The 17172-nt window shown below is 62.0% G+C and carries 16 protein-coding genes and 1 tRNA gene; 10 read left to right on the top strand and 7 right to left on the bottom strand.

Annotated elements, in window-relative coordinates; all coding sequences use genetic code 11:
• Nucleotides 1–193: 193 nt before the first annotated feature.
• Both ACOSV0_RS17560 and ACOSV0_RS17555 read right to left on the bottom strand, forming a co-directional pair.
• Nucleotides 194–270 (bottom strand) — tRNA-Pro (locus tag ACOSV0_RS17560).
• Nucleotides 271–308: 38 nt separating this feature from the next.
• Nucleotides 309–1301, bottom strand: coding sequence for a polyprenyl synthetase family protein (locus ACOSV0_RS17555; protein ID WP_120289437.1), 993 nt, complete (start codon nucleotides 1299–1301; stop codon nucleotides 309–311).
• A 238-nt stretch (nucleotides 1302–1539) separates the two neighbouring features.
• Here ACOSV0_RS17555 and rplU point away from each other — a divergent pair, with 238 nt between their 5' ends.
• From rplU to proB, 4 genes are all read left to right on the top strand, one after another.
• Nucleotides 1540–1851: a 50S ribosomal protein L21 gene (rplU, locus tag ACOSV0_RS17550; RefSeq protein WP_007180329.1), complete on the top strand. Its 312-nt coding sequence runs from the start codon at nucleotides 1540–1542 to the stop codon at nucleotides 1849–1851.
• A gap of 25 nt (nucleotides 1852–1876) precedes the next feature.
• Nucleotides 1877–2140, top strand: a complete 264-nt coding sequence (gene rpmA / locus ACOSV0_RS17545) for a 50S ribosomal protein L27 (RefSeq protein WP_007180330.1) — start codon at nucleotides 1877–1879, stop codon at nucleotides 2138–2140.
• Nucleotides 2141–2382: 242 nt separating this feature from the next.
• Complete coding sequence (gene cgtA / locus ACOSV0_RS17540) at nucleotides 2383–3501, top strand: Obg family GTPase CgtA (protein ID WP_434107388.1); 1119 nt, start codon at nucleotides 2383–2385, stop codon at nucleotides 3499–3501.
• A gap of 73 nt (nucleotides 3502–3574) precedes the next feature.
• On the top strand, nucleotides 3575–4693 hold the full coding sequence (gene proB, locus ACOSV0_RS17535) for a glutamate 5-kinase (protein WP_434107387.1): 1119 nt from the start codon (nucleotides 3575–3577) through the stop codon (nucleotides 4691–4693).
• Nucleotides 4694–4810: 117 nt separating this feature from the next.
• Here the strand turns inward: proB and ACOSV0_RS17530 are convergent, their stop codons facing one another.
• Nucleotides 4811–5362, bottom strand: a complete 552-nt coding sequence (locus tag ACOSV0_RS17530) for a CNP1-like family protein (RefSeq protein WP_434107386.1) — start codon at nucleotides 5360–5362, stop codon at nucleotides 4811–4813.
• 77 nt (nucleotides 5363–5439) lie between these two features.
• Nucleotides 5440–6183: an RNA pyrophosphohydrolase gene (locus ACOSV0_RS17525; RefSeq protein WP_434110323.1), complete on the bottom strand. Its 744-nt coding sequence runs from the start codon at nucleotides 6181–6183 to the stop codon at nucleotides 5440–5442.
• A 370-nt stretch (nucleotides 6184–6553) separates the two neighbouring features.
• Between ACOSV0_RS17525 and ACOSV0_RS17520 the strand changes: the two genes are divergently transcribed.
• Together ACOSV0_RS17520 and ACOSV0_RS17515 are read left to right on the top strand one after the other, a co-directional pair.
• On the top strand, nucleotides 6554–8290 hold the full coding sequence (locus ACOSV0_RS17520) for a proline--tRNA ligase (protein ID WP_434107385.1): 1737 nt from the start codon (nucleotides 6554–6556) through the stop codon (nucleotides 8288–8290).
• A 12-nt stretch (nucleotides 8291–8302) separates the two neighbouring features.
• Entirely contained in the window at nucleotides 8303–8902 is a 600-nt protein-coding gene (locus tag ACOSV0_RS17515) for a MarC family protein (RefSeq protein ID WP_434107384.1), read from the top strand.
• Between the two features lie 142 nt (nucleotides 8903–9044).
• On the opposite strand, the gene ACOSV0_RS17510 is transcribed toward ACOSV0_RS17515, so the two are convergent.
• Together ACOSV0_RS17510 and ffh are read right to left on the bottom strand one after the other, a co-directional pair.
• Entirely contained in the window at nucleotides 9045–9596 is a 552-nt protein-coding gene (locus tag ACOSV0_RS17510) for a hypoxanthine-guanine phosphoribosyltransferase (protein WP_179734482.1), read from the bottom strand.
• Nucleotides 9597–9741: 145 nt separating this feature from the next.
• Nucleotides 9742–11109, bottom strand: coding sequence for a signal recognition particle protein (ffh, locus tag ACOSV0_RS17505; protein ID WP_434107383.1), 1368 nt, complete (start codon nucleotides 11107–11109; stop codon nucleotides 9742–9744).
• Between the two features lie 81 nt (nucleotides 11110–11190).
• On the opposite strand from ffh, the gene ACOSV0_RS17500 reads away from it, so the two are divergent.
• From ACOSV0_RS17500 to ACOSV0_RS17485, 4 genes are all read left to right on the top strand, one after another.
• On the top strand, nucleotides 11191–12108 hold the full coding sequence (locus ACOSV0_RS17500; protein WP_434107382.1) for a cytochrome C assembly family protein: 918 nt from the start codon (nucleotides 11191–11193) through the stop codon (nucleotides 12106–12108).
• A 10-nt stretch (nucleotides 12109–12118) separates the two neighbouring features.
• Nucleotides 12119–12460 carry a PP0621 family protein gene (locus ACOSV0_RS17495; RefSeq protein ID WP_434107381.1) on the top strand — a complete coding sequence of 114 codons (342 nt, stop codon included), beginning with the start codon at nucleotides 12119–12121 and terminating at the stop codon, nucleotides 12458–12460.
• A complete protein-coding gene (ampD, locus tag ACOSV0_RS17490) occupies nucleotides 12457–13053 on the top strand; it encodes a 1,6-anhydro-N-acetylmuramyl-L-alanine amidase AmpD (RefSeq protein ID WP_434107379.1) in 597 nt (198 codons plus the stop codon). The genes ACOSV0_RS17495 and ampD overlap by 4 nt, the downstream gene beginning before the upstream one ends.
• A gap of 539 nt (nucleotides 13054–13592) precedes the next feature.
• Nucleotides 13593–16598: a ribonucleoside-diphosphate reductase subunit alpha gene (locus tag ACOSV0_RS17485; RefSeq protein WP_434107378.1), complete on the top strand. Its 3006-nt coding sequence runs from the start codon at nucleotides 13593–13595 to the stop codon at nucleotides 16596–16598.
• A 101-nt stretch (nucleotides 16599–16699) separates the two neighbouring features.
• On the opposite strand, the gene ACOSV0_RS17480 is transcribed toward ACOSV0_RS17485, so the two are convergent.
• Nucleotides 16700–16900 carry a hypothetical protein gene (locus ACOSV0_RS17480; protein ID WP_434107377.1) on the bottom strand — a complete coding sequence of 67 codons (201 nt, stop codon included), beginning with the start codon at nucleotides 16898–16900 and terminating at the stop codon, nucleotides 16700–16702.
• Between the last annotated feature and the right edge of the window lie 272 nt (nucleotides 16901–17172).

Raw genomic sequence — 17172 nt, 5'->3', positions numbered from 1 at the left:
GGATAGGGGACAGGATGGAGAGAATATAGCAGAGGGGGCCACGCGAACCGGTTGCGCGACAGCGCTAAGGCGTCTGAGACACATCGCACGCAACGGCAAGCTGCTGGCCAGGCGCAAAAAATTCGCGACCCAAAACAAAAAACCGCCAAGCAAGCTGGGCGGTTTTTTGGGCCTTGAGCGAACAAGGCAAATCTGGTCGGGGTGAGAGGATTCGAACCTCCGGCCTCTACGTCCCGAACGTAGCGCTCTACCAGGCTAAGCTACACCCCGATTCATACTGCTGGACTCTTACGGTGTTTCAGTCTCGTTCAAGACTGTCTTGCCGTCGAGTAAGAACATAATTCTAGCAGGCTATCTTTGAAAATGGAATCCGGAAACGAAGAAATTGCTGCAGCTGCGGCCAGCGCTTCCTGTTTCGCACACTCGAGTGTGTGATCGAGCGCGCCGGAACGTGTGATTGCTTCGAAAATGGTGTCGAAACGATCCGTGCCGCCCTGCTCGATGGCTTCCCGCGCGAGCGCCGACTGCTCCGGCGTGCCGCGTTCGATCAGATAGATCAGCGGGAGTGTGGGTTTGCCTTCGCGGAGGTCGTCGCCGGCGTTCTTGCCCATCGATTCAGCCGTACCCGTGTAGTCGAGCCAATCGTCCATGATCTGGAACGCGGTGCCGATACGGCGGCCGAATTCCGCCGCGGCGGCTTCGGTTTTTGCGTCCGAACCGGCCAGCACGGCGCCGAGCTGGGCGGCGGCTTCGAACAATTTGGCGGTTTTGTAGCGGATTACCTGCATGTAGCGCGCTTCGTCCACGTCGGCGTCGTGCATGTTCAGCAACTGCAGCACTTCGCCCTCGGAGATGATGTTGGTCGCCTCCGACAGGATTTCCATCACGCGCATCTTGCCCACGCCGACCATCATCTGGAAGGAGCGCGAGTACAGGAAGTCGCCGACCAGCACGCTCGCGGCGTTGCCGAACAGCGCGTTGGCGGTCTGGCGGCCGCGCCGCAGGTCGGATTCGTCGACCACGTCGTCGTGCAGCAGCGTGGCCGTGTGGATGAATTCCACCACTGCGGCCAGTTCGTGCCGGTGCCCGGTGGTTTCGCCCAGCGCGCCCGCCACCAGCAGCAGCAGCGCCGGCCGCAGCCGTTTGCCCCCGGCGCTGATGATGTACTCGGAGATCTGGTTGATCAGCATCACGTCGGACGCCAGACGGTGCCGTATGACGCGATTGACCTGCTGCATGTCTTCGGCGATCGGAGCAAGCAGGCTGGCGGCGTTGGAGGAGGGGGTGGCAGTCGACGACATGATGGCTGAATTGGGTAGTGCCGCGAATTATAAGGCGAATCGCGACAGTTCCGGGTCGCAGGCTGTGGCACGGCGCGACGGAGGCAGCGGCCGGGCCTCTGCCGGGGCCGGACGGCAAGGCGCCGGGCCGTGCGCGCGGCGACTCTCAATGAGTTTTGACCGAGCAGCTAACTCTATGTATAATCACGGGTTTCCGCGCGCGGTGCGTGGGAAAAATGAACACAGAGTGAGGTTCTCAATGTACGCGGTCATAAAAACCGGTGGCAAGCAGTATAAAGTTGCCGTCGGCGAAAAACTTAAAGTAGAACAGATACCGGCAGACATTGACGCTGAAATCACGCTCGACCAGGTTCTCGCAGTGGGCGAAGGCGAATCGATTAAGTTCGGTACGCCGCTGGTCAGTGGGGCTTCCGTCAAGGCTACCGTCGTGTCGCAAGGTCGTCACGCAAAAGTGACCATCTTCAAGATGCGTCGCCGGAAGCACTACCAGAAGCATGGCGGCCACCGCCAGAACTATACCGAACTGCGCATCGACGCGATCAACGCGTAAGCGCAACGGTTAAGGAGCAAATCAAATGGCACACAAAAAGGCAGGCGGATCATCCCGCAACGGCCGCGACTCTGAATCGAAGCGTCTCGGCGTCAAGGTCTACGGCGGTCAGGCCATCAACGCTGGCGGCATCATCGTTCGCCAACGTGGCACGCGCATGCACCCGGGCGAAAACGTCGGTATCGGCAAGGATCACACCTTGTTCGCGCTGACGGACGGCCACGTCAATTTTTCGACGAAGGGCGCAGCGAAGAAGCACATGGTCAACGTCGTCCCGGCAGCAGTCTGAGTTTAATCAGGCACGGGCTTCAGGACCGGAAAAAGGCCCCGCGAAGTTCGCGGGGCTTTTTTTATTGCAGCATCTTTTTGCTGGGTGAAATGAGCGATTCTGTGGATCGGATTGCCATGCACTGGCCAGTACTAGCCGTTTGGCCGATTGCTCACCGCACGGCGGGCGCGGCAAAATAGCAGCATCTGAAAGCATCAACCCAGCAGCACCATCTAGCAGCACACCACGGGACGGAGTTACGCATGAAGTTCATTGACGAAGCGAGGATTGAAGTCATCGCCGGCGACGGAGGGGATGGCAGCGCGTCGATGCGCCGCGAGAAATTCGTTCCGTTCGGCGGCCCAGATGGCGGCGACGGCGGGCGGGGCGGCAGCGTGATCGCGGTCGCGGACCGCAACATCAACACGCTGATCGACTACCGCTACGCGAAGAAACATTTGGCGCGCAACGGCGAAAATGGCCGTGGCGCGGACTGCTACGGCAAGGGCGGCGACGATATCACGCTGCGCATGCCCGTCGGCACGACCATCAGCGACATGGAAACCGGCGAGCTGATCGCCGATTTGACCGAGCACAACCAGAGTGTGCAGATCGCACAAGGCGGCGCGGGCGGTCTCGGTAACCTGCATTTCAAATCCAGCACGAACCGCGCGCCGCGTCAGAAAACCGACGGCAAGCCCGGTGAGCGCCGCATGGTGCGCCTCGAATTGAAGGTGCTGGCCGACGTCGGCCTGCTCGGCATGCCGAACGCCGGCAAGTCGACCTTCATCTCGTCGGTGTCGAACGCGCGGCCGAAGATCGCCGATTACCCGTTCACGACGCTCGCGCCGAATCTCGGCGTGGTGCGCGTCGGGCCGAGCCGCAGCTTTGTGATTGCCGACATCCCCGGTTTGATCGAAGGCGCGGCAGAAGGCGCCGGCCTCGGTCACCAGTTCCTGCGTCACCTGCAGCGTACCGGTCTGCTGCTGCATATCGTTGATCTGGCGCCGTTCGACGAAGCCGTCGATCCGGTCGCGGAAGCCAAGGCGATCGTCAACGAGCTGCGCAAGTACGACGAGCTGCTCTATGAGAAGCCGCGCTGGCTGGTGCTCAACAAGCTCGATATGGTGCCCGAAGACGAGCGCGAAGCGCGCGTGTCGGCATTCCTCGAAGGCTATGGCTGGGACGGCCCGGTGTTCGAAATCTCGGCGCTGACCGGCCAGGGTTGCGAGAGCCTGTGCTACGCGGTGTATGACCACATCGCCGCGCATTCGGATGCGCAGCGCGCGGCCGAAGCCGAAGATCTCGCCGCTGACGTGCGTTTCCGCGAGAAACCGGAAACGCCGGCTGCTGCTGACGATTCCGGCGTCGACCCGCAGTAAAAACAAGCCTGAGCGCCGGCGTCCGCGAGGGCTGCCGGCATGCATCACGCGTCATCTTGGGAGACCGCGCACAATGCGTTCCGTCATCGCAGACTCACGGCGATTGGTAGTGAAAGTCGGCTCGAGCCTCGTCACGAACGACGGGCGCGGCCTCGATCATGCGGCAATCGGCCGTTGGGCCGCGCAGATTGCCGCACTTCGCGCGCAAGGCAAGGAAGTGGTGCTGGTCAGTTCGGGCGCCATTGCCGAAGGAATGCAGCGGCTTGGCTGGACGAAACGTCCACGTGAAATCGACGAGTTGCAGGCGGCCGCGGCTGTCGGTCAAATGGGCCTCGCGCAGGTCTACGAAAGCCGCTTTGCCGAGCATTCGATCCAGACCGCGCAGATTCTGCTGACCCATGCCGATCTGGCCGATCGCGAACGTTACCTGAACGCTCGCTCCACGTTGCTGACCCTACTGCGCTTGGGTGTCGTGCCGATCATCAACGAGAACGACACGGTCGTTACCGACGAAATCAAATTCGGCGACAACGACACGCTGGGAGCCTTGGTCGCGAATCTGATCGAAGGCGACGCGCTGATTATCCTCACCGATCAGCAAGGGCTTTTTACCGCCGACCCGCGCAAGGACCCGAACGCAACGCTCGTCCAGCAGGCCGATGCCGGTGCGCCGGAGCTCGAAGCAATGGCGGGCGGCGCGGGTTCGAGCCTGGGTCGCGGCGGCATGCTGACCAAGATTCTCGCGGCCAAACGTGCGGCGCACAGCGGCGCCAATACGGTGATCGCAAGCGGGCGCGAGGCGGACGTGTTGTCGCGGCTGGCCTCGGGCGAGGCGATCGGTACGCAATTGATCGCGCGCACCGCACGCATGGCGGCGCGTAAGCAATGGATGGCCGATCACCTGCAGGTGCGGGGCCACGTGGTGATCGACGACGGCGCAGTTGAAAAGCTGACCGAAGGCGGCAAGAGCTTGCTGCCGATCGGCATTGTCGGGGTGCAGGGCGCGTTTGCGCGCGGCGAAGTGATCGCTTGCCTGAGCGCGGCAGGGCGTGAAGTGGCGCGCGGACTGACGAACTACAGCAGTGCGGAAACCAAGCTGATCCAGCGGCGTCCGAGCGGCGAGATTGAATCGGTGCTCGGCTATATGCTGGAGCCGGAGGTGATCCACCGCGACAATCTCGTGCTGGTCTGATTTCCAGGCGAGATTCGCGTACGACAAACAAAAAAGCCGTTCCAGCGTGAGCTGGAACGGCTTTTTCACGTTCGCGGCGGCTTCTGCATTCGAAGAAATCCGCTCGCGAACACTGCCTCAGTGAACCAACGAGGTCTGCGTGCGCTTGTAGCGGATGTTCTCAACCATCTGCTTTGCGGTGCCCGTGGGCATCTTGTTCGCACACATGTAATCCTGATACAGCGTCGCCTGATAGGCGTTCAGCGCGCCATTCTCGATGCGCCTGAAGTCGTTGGCGACGGTTTGGTCCCAGCCGTCGTGATCGGCGTTCAGCCCCGCGTACTGGCGCCATTCATAGGTGTCGCAGCGAATTCCTTCGTAGTTCACGTTGCGTGCGCCGCCTGGGCTCGTTACGACAACGGTGTAGCGCACCACGCCATCGGTGCCGACGCTCAGCGAATTGCTATCGATCGCGAACTGCAACGGCGTGTTGCCGGAGACCTCGAACGGAAGAAGATTCGAGGCTTGCGGCAGCGGCGGCAACGTGTCCACCTTGTTTTCCACCCAGTTGGTCGGCCGGTCCAGCAGGTAGGCAAACGCGCTGTCGTCTTTATTGGTGGGTTTGCTGGCACAACCAGCCAGCAGGGCGCCGGTGGCGACGCACGCCACGACGAGAGCAAGTGCTTTCAATATGGTTTCCTCGAAACACTGGCGCAGCTCATTGAGCCGCGCCAGAGGAAGGCGGCGTGGACAGCCGCACAGAGTTGTTAATTGCGTACGCCAGGACGGAACAACGAGCCGGCGGTTTCGCGATCCGATTCGTCTTCGTGTTCCGGCGCGGAGCCGACTTCGGCTACCGACCCGGAGCCCGGACCGCAATCAGACACGATCGTCGTGTGAATCGACGTTTCGATGCTGAGAGTGGTCACCGAAGTGGTGACCGTCATCATGGTCGAATCCGGCGGACTTTCCACCGACGACGCTATCCGGGGATAACGCGGCCCATGGTGCCCGCCAGGTTTTTCCGCACGCGGCGCAGCCCGGCGCATGAAACGGGATAGCTCCGTCAGCGCCAACTGATACACATCCCGCTTGAACTCGATCACACAGTCGAGCGGCACCCAATACTCGTTCCAGCGCCACGCATCGAACTCAGGGTGGTCGGTGGCGCGCAAGCAGATGTCGCAATCGCGTCCAACCATCCGGAGTAAAAACCAGATTTGTTTCTGGCCGCGGTAATGACCGCGTACTTCGCGCTTGATGAACTTGTCAGGCACCTCGTAACGCAACCAGTCGCGCGTGCGACCAATCACCTTGACGTGCTCAGGAAGCAGCCCGGTTTCTTCGTGTAACTCCCGATACATCGCTTGCACGGGGGTCTCTCCGTACTTGATGCCCCCTTGCGGAAACTGCCAGGAATGTTCACGGAGCCGTTTGCCCCAAAACACCTCGTTGTGCGCGTTCAAGAGGATGATGCCGACGTTCGGGCGAAAGCCTTCACGATCCAGCATACAACCACCTTCGAATCCTTTAAAATTGCTTTGATTATAAACAGATAACGGACCCGACGCACCGAATCGCACCAGATTGGAACGATTCGCCGCAAAAGGCCTGCGTTTGCGGTAGCCTGTCAGTCTTTCCGTGCCTTATCCCTTGCTGCAAAGGCTTTGCGCGGTGGCGTCGGCGCCCCGGCCGGGCCGGTTTTGCTGGGGTTTTGCCTGGTATGTACAGGGCGATTGCAGGGCATTTACCGGACCTGGCCAGATTTTGGCCCGATGTCCGGCGAGTCCGTGCCGGCTCCAAGCCGGGTCTGTGTCGGTTTCCCCACCGTTTTCACCTTTCGGGCGGTCCCTCCGGAGCCGCCGCTTTTGGAAAATCTGAATGAAAGCTTCCCGTTTCTTTATCGGCACGCTGAAAGAAGCGCCCGCCGACGCCGAGATCGTCAGCCACAAGCTTATGGTGCGCGCCGGCATGATCCGCCGCGTCGCCGGCGGTATCTATAACTACCTGCCGGTCGGCCTGCGTTCGATCCGCAAGGTGGAAGCCATTGTGCGCGAAGAAATGAACCGGGCAGGCGCGATTGAACTGTTGATGCCGTCGGTGCAGCCGGCAGAACTGTGGCAGGAATCGGGCCGTTGGGAAAAATACGGCCCCGAGCTGCTGCGCTTCAAGGATCGCAAGCAATCCGATTTTGTGCTCGGACCGACCCATGAAGAAGTGGTCACGGATATCGCGCGCGGCCAGATCAAGAGCTACCGCCAGTTGCCGGTGAACTTCTATCAGGTCCAGACGAAGTTTCGCGACGAGATCCGTCCGCGTTTCGGCGTGATGCGTGGCCGCGAGTTCATCATGAAAGACGCGTACTCGTTCGACAAAGACGCGGAAGGCCTGCGCGAGTCGTATCGCAAGATGTACGACGCGTACGTGCGTATCTTCACGCGCCTCGGTCTGGATTTCCGCGCAGTGGCAGCGGACAACGGTTCGATTGGCGGCAGCGGTTCGCATGAGTTCCACGTGATCGCCGACACCGGTGAAGACGCGATTGCGTATTGCCCGACCTCGGACTTCGCTGCGAACGTTGAAGCAGCCGAAGCGTTGCCGCTGTACGCGGAACGCGCGGCGCCGACCGAAGAGATGAAGAAGACCGCAACGCCGGGCAAAGCCAAGTGCGAGGCCGTGGCCGAACTGCTGAACATCCCGCTCGAGCGCACGATCAAGTCGATCATCCTCGCCACGGAAAACGAAGGCGCCGAACCGACCATCTGGTTGCTGATGCTGCGCGGCGATCACGAGCTGAACGAGATCAAGGCAAGCAAGCTGCCGGGGCTGGCGGACTTCCGCATGGCGACCGAAGCCGAGATCATCGAGACCTTCGGCACGCCGCCGGGTTATCTCGGCCCGATCAACACGAAGAAGCCGATCAAGGTCATCGCTGACCGCACGGTCGCCAACATGAGCGACTTCGTGGTGGGTACGAACGAAGTGGACTACCACACCACCGGCGTGAACTGGGGCCGCGATCTGCCGGAGCCGGTCGTCGCCGATATCCGCAATGTGAAGAAGGGCGATCCGTCGCCGGACGGCAAGGGCGTGATCGACATCTGCCGTGGTATCGAAGTCGGCCACGTGTTCCAGCTCGGCACGAAATACTCGGAAGCGATGAACGCGACCTGTCTCGACGAGAACGGCAAGCCGCAGCCGATGGAAATGGGCTGCTACGGCATCGGCATCACGCGTATTCTGGGCGCGGCGATCGAACAGAATTTCGACGACAAGGGCATCATCTGGCCGGAGTCGATTGCACCGTTCGAAGTCGTGCTGTGCCCGATGGGTTATGACCGCAGCGATGCCGTGCGTGAGCAGGCCGACAAGCTGTACGCGGAACTGGTCGAAGCCGGTGTCGACGTGATCCTCGACGACCGTGGCGAGCGTCCGGGCGTGATGTTCGCCGACTGGGAACTGATCGGTGTGCCGCATCGTCTGGTGATCGGCGATCGGGGTCTCAAGGACGGCAAGCTCGAGTATCAAGGCCGCCGCGACGCTGAAGCGACGCTGCTGCCGGTCGAAGACGCCGCTCAAACGGTGATCGGCAAGGTTCGCGCGGCATTGGCGCAGTAAGCGGAGCGGACGGTGGAGTACACCTTCGTATCCGCGACCGTCCTGCTGATTCTGATCACCGATCCGCTCGGCAACATTCCGCTCTTTGTCAGTTGTCTGCGGAGCGTATCGCCCAGGCGGCGCACTGTCGTCATTCTCCGTGAGGTGGCGATCGCCTTCGCGATCCTGCTGGTGTTCATGGTGGTCGGCGACCGCTTCTTGCGCATGATGAGTCTGACCGACCAGTCTTTGCGCATCGGCGGTGGAATCGTGCTGTTTCTGATCGCGCTGAGAATGGTGTTTCCGCATCCGGACGGGCCGTTCGGTGGCGATACGCGCGGCGGCGAGCCGCTCATCGTGCCATTGGCCATTCCGGCGCTGGCGGGTCCGTCGGCGCTCGCGACCGTGATGCTGCTGACCTCGCAGGCGCCCGGCAAGATGTTCGAATGGATCGGCGCGCTGACCGTTACGATGGTCGTCTGCGCGATCGTGCTGATGCTGGCGGAGCGCATTCAGGCGTGGCTCGGCGAGCGCGCCATGATGGCCTTCGAACGGCTGATGGGGTTGGTGCTGGTGGCGATCTCAGTCGAGATGATGCTGGGCGGTATCCGCTCTTTTGTGCATCAACTTTGAGTGAGATCCGGTGCGCGGTTCAACACGGCCACGACGGCGCAGCAGTGCTATCCATCACCAGTCTGAAAAACAAAAAGCGGCCCGCGGGCCGCTTTTTTTCGTCTATGCGCGCCGCAAATGGCGCCGCCAAAACAACCTGGCTTCAAGCGCCTTCGGTCAACGCCCGAATGGTCGGCAGGTTGCGCCAGTAGCCTTTAGCGTCCATACCGCAACCGAACACATAGCGGTCCGGCACTTCGAAACCACAGTAATCCGGATGCAGCGGCTTCGCCTTCGGAATGATCTTCTCGCACAGCACGGCGCTCAGGAAGCGCTTCGCGCCCATTGCAAGAATGCGATCGCGGATCGCGGCCATCGTCTCGCCTTCGTCGAGGATGTCGTCGAGCACCAGCACGACGCGATCCTTCACCGACTCGGCCGGCGCCACGCGCCACTGCATCTCGTTGCCACCTTTGGTGGTGTTGCGATAGCGGGTCAGGTGGATGTAGTCGAACTCGAGCGGGAAATCGAGATGCGGCAGCAGCATGCCGGTGAACACCGCCGCGCCACCCATTACCGACAGCACGAGCGGGAAGTCCTCGCTCATCTCATCGCGGATGGCGGCAGCCATGCCGCTGATCGACGCGTTGACGTCGTCGGCCGAAACGATTTCTTCGGAGTGGCTAAAAATATGGAGAGCTTCTTCGCGGTTCATGACGTCTGACGGGCGGTAACTGTATACATAGTGTGGGTGAGAACGACGGCGTGCGGTACAGAATAAACCCGCACAAATTCCGAGTCAGCCGCGCATGCCGTTGTTTGTGCACGGAAGCACGCGCGCCGCCGTCTTTTGCTAAAGCTTAGCGCATGCCGGGCATCATGCCCTTCATACCGCGCATCATCTTCTGCAGATTGCCGCCCTTCAGCTTTTTCATCATCGTGCGCATCTGGTCGTACTGATTCAGCATGCGGTTGACTTCCTGCACCTGCACGCCCGCGCCGGCGGCAATACGGCGCTTGCGGGTGGCCTTGATCAGCTCGGGCTTGGCGCGCTCCAGCGGCGTCATCGAATTGATGATGCCTTCCATGCGGCGCATCTGCGATTCGGCCATGCCCATATTGGCGCCGGCCGCGGCCTGCTGGAACTGCGCGGGCAGTTTGTCCATCAGCGACGACAGGCCGCCCATGCTCTTCATCTGCGTGAGTTGCGCTCGGAAATCGTTGAGGTCGAAGTCGCCGCCTTTCTTGACCTTGTCGGCGAGCTTCTGCGCGGCTTGAACATCGACACCTTTCTGCGCTTCTTCGACGAGGGCGAGAATGTCGCCCATGCCGAGAATCCGGTTCGCCATGCGATCCGGGTAGAAAATTTCGAGGCCGTCGAGTTTTTCGGCGACGCCGACGAACTTGATCGGCTTGCCCGTCACGTGACGCACGGAGAGCGCAGCACCGCCACGCGAATCGCCGTCGAGCTTGGTGAGGACCACGCCGGTGAGCGGCAGCGCGTCGCTAAAGGCCTTCGCGGTGTTGACCGCGTCCTGACCCAGCATCGCGTCGACGACGAACAGCGTTTCCGCCGGTTTCAGTTCGCTGTGCAACGCGGCGATTTCCTGCATCATCGCTTCGTCGATACCCAGACGGCCGGCCGTATCGACCAGCAGCACGTCGTGGTAGTGGCGCTTCGCCCAATCCACCGCGGCGCGCGCGATATCCACCGGTTTCTGATCCGGCTCAGACGGGAAGAAGTCCGCGCCGACCTGCTCGGTCACCATCTTCAACTGCGCAATAGCAGCCGGACGGTAGACGTCGCAGGAAACGGTCAGGACCTTCTTTTTGTACTTTTCGCGCAGGAGCTTGGCGAGCTTGCCGACCGTGGTCGTCTTACCGGCGCCTTGCAGACCCGCCATCAGGATGATGGCCGGCGGCGTGACGGCGAGATTCAGCTCGACCGCCTTGCCTTCATAGTCGCCGCCGATGATCGCGGTCAGCTCGCGCTGCACCACGCCGACCAGCGCCTGACCCGGCGACAGGCTGCTGATGACCTCTTCGCCGAGCGCTTTTTCCTTCACCTTGGCGATGAATTCGCGCACGACGGGCAGCGCCACGTCCGCCTCGAGAAGCGCGAGGCGCACTTCGCGCAGCATTTCCTGGGTGTTCGCCTCGGTGAGCCGGGCTTCGCCGCGCAGCGTCTTGACGACGCGCGCCATCCGTTGAGTCAGATTGTCGAGCATGGGGAGCGATGAACAGTGCGGCCGGAGCGGGGCGCGAAGTGGAAGACGTCGCGGAGCAGGGGCCTAGTGTAAACTTCGAATATGGATATTGTACTGTATGCCCTCACTGCGCTCCTCTACGGCGGTCTTGCCGTGGCCGGCTGGCGCTCGCACCGGCACGCCGCCTTGCGCCCCATGCTCGAGAGCGTGCCGGCGGTGCCCGTCGCCGCGAGCATTTCGGCCGCCTCGGGTATGAGCACGTCGGGCCGCGTGCTGCTGTTTGTCGCGCTGCTCGCGCACGGCGTGCTGCTGCATACCACCATCTTTCCCCAGAACGCGATGGTGTTCGGTTTCGCGTTCGCGCTGTCGGCCATGTTCTGGCTCGGCGCCGGCATCTACTGGATCGAGAGTTTTTTCTTTCCGCTCGACGGCCTTCGCTTGCTGGTGTTGCCGCTCGCCTGCGTCGCTTCTCTATTACCGTTAGCGTTCAACGGCGTGCGCGTGCTGCCGTATTCGGCCGCGCCGATGTTCAAGCTGCACTTCCTGATCGCCAATATCGCGTATGGTTTGTTCGCGATCGCGGCGCTGCACGCGATTCTGATGCTGCTGGTCGAGCGCCGTCTGCACGCAATGCGCCGCGGCATCTCGCAACGCAATGCGGCTGCGGCGAGCAACGGCTGGCTGTCGAGCTGGCTCGACACGCTGCCGCCGCTGCTGACGTTGGAAAAGCTGCTGTTCCGTCTGATCGGCGCCGGCTTCGTGCTGCTCACGCTGACGCTGCTCTCGGGCATCATATTCAGCGAGCAACTGGTCGACCGCGCCTTGCGGCTCGATCACAAGACCGTTTTCGCGATTCTGTCGTGGGTGATGTTCGGCGCGCTGCTGACCGCGCGCAAGGTTTCCGGCTGGCGCGGCCGTGCGGCATTGCGCTGGGTGCTGGCGTCGTTCGTCGCGCTGTTGCTGGCGTACGTCGGCAGCCGTTTCGTATTCGAGGTGCTGTTGCACCGAGCTGTAGTGTGAGTGTCCTGCTATGCGACAAATTTTTCTGCTGATCCTGTTGTTCATCGTCGGCCAGTGGCTGGTCAAGGCGCTGCGTCGTCATGACGCGCAAGCGTCGCAACGCACCGGCGGCGCCGGCGCGAACGGCGCCGCGGGTGCAAAAGGCCAGGGCGGCCAGAGCAGCCCGAATGGCGCGCGTGGGCCCGCCTCCGCGCAAGCGCGGCCGCAGCTCGCCGAGCCGATGATCCGCTGTGCCGAGTGCGGCGTGCACGCGCCGAAAAGCGACTCCGTGGTGGTGGCCGGCCTGCCGTTCTGCAGCGCCGCACATGCACAGCGTCACGGCGCGCGTCCCGCCGGCCGCGACGCTCGATGAGCGTCGCGTTCACCGTCGATGCCGACGGTTGGGTCGCCGCCGCACGCAAACTGCCATCGCCGAATTTCGAAGCGCGGCCCGACGGCGCCGTGCCGACGCTGATCGTCGTCCACAACATCAGCCTGCCGCCCAATGAGTTCGGCGGCACCGCGATCGCCGAACTGTTCCTGAACACACTCGACTGCGACGCCCACCCGTACTACGACACGCATTTGCGCGGCGTGCGGGTGTCCGCGCATTTCGTGATCCATCGCGACGGCGCGCTCGAGCAATTCGTGTCCTGCAACGAGCGGGCGTGGCACGCCGGCCCGTCGAATTTTTTCGGCCGCGAGCGCTGCAACGATTTCTCTATTGGCATCGAGCTGGAGGGCAGTGACACGACTGCTTTCGACGCGGCGCAATACCGCACGCTCGGCGCACTTGTGACGGCGCTCAAGGCTCGCTATCCGGTCGAAAGCCTGGCCGGTCACTCGGACATTGCGCCCGGTCGCAAGACCGACCCGGGGCCCCATTTCGAGTGGCGGCGTCTGCAGCGCGACACCGCGTTAGCGGATCAGTACTTCCCCTATCTCAAGTTTTCCAGAACGCCGTAACGACCCTTCGCGCAACATCGCGTGATACGGGCAGAGCCAGGCGCAGCCTCGTTCTCCGGGGAGACGGCTGTGCGTCGCGCTATCCAGAAGTCAAGCCCAGAAAAGCAAATAAAACGATTTGACCTGTCTTGAAACTACACTATACTTGGTGCCAGAAATTCAGCTTTGCACTATATCTTGTGTCTGGTGTGTATAAGTCTGTGCATAACTGGGTGCATAAGAGTGCATAAGTCAGCGGCGCCACGCTTCCCGAGCACGGCGCCGCAAGCATTCCAGGCAGTGAAAAAAATTCCTGCGGCGCGGCCGGTAACGAGAACCGGCAACGTCCAGAAGCTTTCAGGAAAAGGGCACAGCAAGTGATCGCGACACACACGTTGAAGACCGTTGCAAATTCGAATCAGGCTTCACCGCTGTCGCATCCCGCCACCCGGCTCAGCCGGCCTTTTTCCTGCACACCATCGCTTGCGCACGCGGCGGCGCAGCGTTCGTTTTAATCCGCGGCTTTCTCCGCACCATTTCCAAGACCAGGAGCTTTGCACATGCAAACCACCGACAACGTGACGACCCGGTATGAGGGCTCACCGACTGGCCAGACCTTCGGCCAGGCACAAGGCACACCGGCGCTCGCGCCGCAGGTGACCTATGCCGACTACAAGGTGATCCGTCGTAACGGCAGCGTGGTGTCGTTCGAGCCGTCGAAAATCGCGATCGCCGTGACGAAGGCATTTCTGGCCGTCAACGGTGGTCAAGGCGCGGCGTCGGCTCGCGTGCGCGAACTGGTCGAGCAACTGACGCAGAACGTCGTGCGCGCGCTCGTGCGCAGCCGTCCGAACGGCGGCACGTTCCATATTGAAGACATCCAGGATCAGGTCGAACTCGCGCTGATGCGCGGCGGCGAACACAACGTCGCGCGTGCGTACGTGCTGTATCGCGAGAAGCGCACCCAGGCGCGCGGTCATGACGACCAGATCGTCGCTAACACGCCGGGCCTGAACGTCACCGACAACGGCGTGACGCGTCCGCTCGACATGGCGGCACTGCGCGGCATCATCGAACTGGCCTGCTCGAACCTGGGCGACGCCGTGAGCGCCGATCCGATCATCGCGGAAACGGTCAAGAATCTGTACGACGGCGTGCCGATGACCCAGGTCTACGACTCGGCGATTCTGGCTGCTCGCACAATGATCGAAAAAGACCCGGCATACAGCCAGGTCACCGCCCGCATCCTGCTGCACACGATCCGCCGCGAGATCCTCGAAGAGGAAGTCACGCAAACGGAAATGGGCGAGCGCTACGCCGAGTACTTCCCGCAATTCATCAAGCGCGGCGTGCAAGCCGAACTGCTCGACGACAAGCTGCTGCAGTTCGACCTGAAGCGCCTCGGCGCCGCTCTCGACAACAACCGCGACCTGCAATTCGGCTACCTCGGCCTGCAGACGCTGTACGACCGCTACTTCCTGCATCACGACGGCGTGCGTATCGAAATGCCCCAGGCATTCTTTATGCGTGTGGCGATGGGTCTGTCGCTGAACGAGATCGACCGCGAAGCGCGCGCGATCGAGTTTTACAACGTGCTGTCGAGCTTCGACTTCATGTCGTCCACGCCGACGCTGTTCAACTCGGGCACCCGCCGTTCGCAACTGTCGTCCTGCTACCTGACGACGGTCGACGACGACCTCGACGGCATCTACGAAGCGCTGAAGGAAAACGCGCTGCTGTCGAAATTCGCCGGCGGTCTGGGCAACGACTGGACGCGCGTGCGTGCTCTGGGCTCGCACATCAAGGGCACCAACGGCAAGTCGCAAGGCGTCGTGCCGTTCCTGAAGGTGGTCAACGACACGGCTGTTGCTGTGAACCAGGGCGGCAAGCGCAAGGGCGCGGTCTGCGCGTACCTGGAAACGTGGCACCTGGACATCGAAGAATTCCTCGAGCTGCGTAAGAACACCGGCGACGACCGTCGCCGCACCCACGACATGAACACGGCGAACTGGATTCCCGACCTGTTCATGAAGCGCGTGCACGAAGGCGGCGACTGGACGCTGTTCTCGCCGTCCACCTGCCCGGATCTGCACGACAAGTTCGGCGCGGAATTCGAAACGGCTTACACGGCTTACGAAGACAAGGTCGCGCGCGGCGAGATCAAGCTGTTCAAGAAGATCCCGGCGGCGCAACTGTGGCGCAAGATGCTGGGCATGCTGTTCGAAACCGGCCACCCGTGGATCACGTTCAAGGACCCGTGCAATGTGCGTTCGCCGCAACAGCACGTCGGCGTCGTCCACTCGTCGAACCTGTGCACGGAAATCACGCTGAACACCAGCGACTCCGAAATCGCCGTCTGCAACCTGGGCTCGGTGAACCTCGTCGCTCACCTGAAGGAACAGGCCGACGGCACCCTGGCGCTCGACCACGACAAGCTGAAGCGCACCGTCAGCGTGGCCATGCGCATGCTCGACAACGTGATCGACATCAATTACTACGCGGTTGCCAAGGCGCGTAACTCGAACCTGAAGCACCGTCCGGTCGGCATGGGCATCATGGGCTTCCAGGACTGCCTGCACCTGCTGCGCACGCCGTACGCGTCGCAAGAGGCTGTCGCGTTCGCCGATACGTCGATGGAAGCGGTTTGCTACTACGCTTACTACGCGTCGACGGAACTGGCGCAAGAGCGCGGCCGTTACTCCAGCTACCGCGGCTCGCTGTGGGACCGCGGCATTCTCCCGCAAGACTCGGTGAAGCTGCTGGCCGAAGCGCGCGGCGGCTATGTCGAAGTCGACTCCAGCGAATCGATGGACTGGACCGAACTGCGTTCGCGCATTGCCACCTACGGCATGCGCAACTCGAACTGCATCGCGATCGCACCGACGGCGACCATCTCGAACATCATCGGCGTGTCGGCCTGTATCGAACCGACGTTCCAGAACCTGTATGTGAAGTCGAATCTGTCGGGCGAATTCACGGTGGTCAACGACTACCTGGTGCGCGACCTGAAGGACCGCGGTCTGTGGGACGAAGTGATGGTCGCCGACCTGAAGTATTTCGACGGCACGCTCTCGCGCATCGACCGCATCCCGGCCGACCTGCGCGCGATCTACGCGACCGCGTTCGAAGTCGATCCGAAGTGGCTGGTCGAGGCGGCTTCGCGTCGTCAGAAGTGGATCGACCAGGCGCAGTCGCTGAACATCTACATGGGCGGCGCATCGGGTAAGAAGCTCGATGAAATTTACAAGCTCGCATGGGTGCGCGGTCTGAAGACGACCTACTACCTCCGCACGATGGCGGCGACGCACGTCGAGAAATCGACGGTTGCTCACGGCGCGCTGAACGCGGTGAGCTCGGGCGGCGGCGAGGGTTCGGGTGGCGCCGGCGGTATCGGCGGTGGCGCGGCCGGCGGCTTTGGCGCGAACGGCGGCGCAGCGTCGGGCGGCATCCAGGCAGCGGCGGCAGCGCCGGCGGTTGCAGTCGAAGCAGCGCCGGAAGCGGATGGTCCGGTGTGCATGATGCGTCCGGGCGATCCGGGTTTCGACGAGTGCGAGGCTTGCCAGTAAGAACCTCGCGCGACCGTGATTCAGGCGCGAGGCGAGTACGAAGCAGACGGCAGGATCGTTGTTTGCTGAAAGGGTTGTAGGTAAAGACCCGCATGCAGCGATCAGCAAGCCAGATAGAAGTGATGCAGAAGTGAAGTAGATGAGCGGCGCGGCGAAACGGAATCGACGTTGCGCCGCTCGTCGACAAACAGCGAAGCACGGCACGCGGCTGAAGTCGTGAAGCGGTAACAAGCGGCAACAAGCAGCTGCGAGCGGTAGATGAAGCGGTCAGCAGTCGGCAACACAGACGAAGCGCTCGACATGAAGCGCTCAGCAAACGCTCCGGCCGAGGGTCGATCGACACAGCAGGCCCAGATGCATCGCCCGGCATTGCATTGAACTTCGCCTCGCCGGCACTGACGAACCCGCAGAAGCGAGACAGCAGGAAGCAATCGCAAGACGCTGCAAGCACGCTCCGCAATACAGATAGATAGAGCAGCGAAACGTCGCTTCGACACGTTGCTCTTCGAGCTCGCGAAGCACCTCGACGACACGCGTTCAACACGCTTCACATGAGGCGACACACACAGTCTGT

Origin of the sequence: Paraburkholderia caffeinilytica (genome assembly GCF_051027425.1) — a bacterium.
Classification (GTDB): Bacteria; Pseudomonadota; Gammaproteobacteria; order Burkholderiales; family Burkholderiaceae; genus Paraburkholderia; species Paraburkholderia caffeinilytica_A.
The sequence above is the reverse complement of the archived record's forward strand: the minus strand, read 5'-3'. Positions and strand labels throughout refer to the sequence as shown.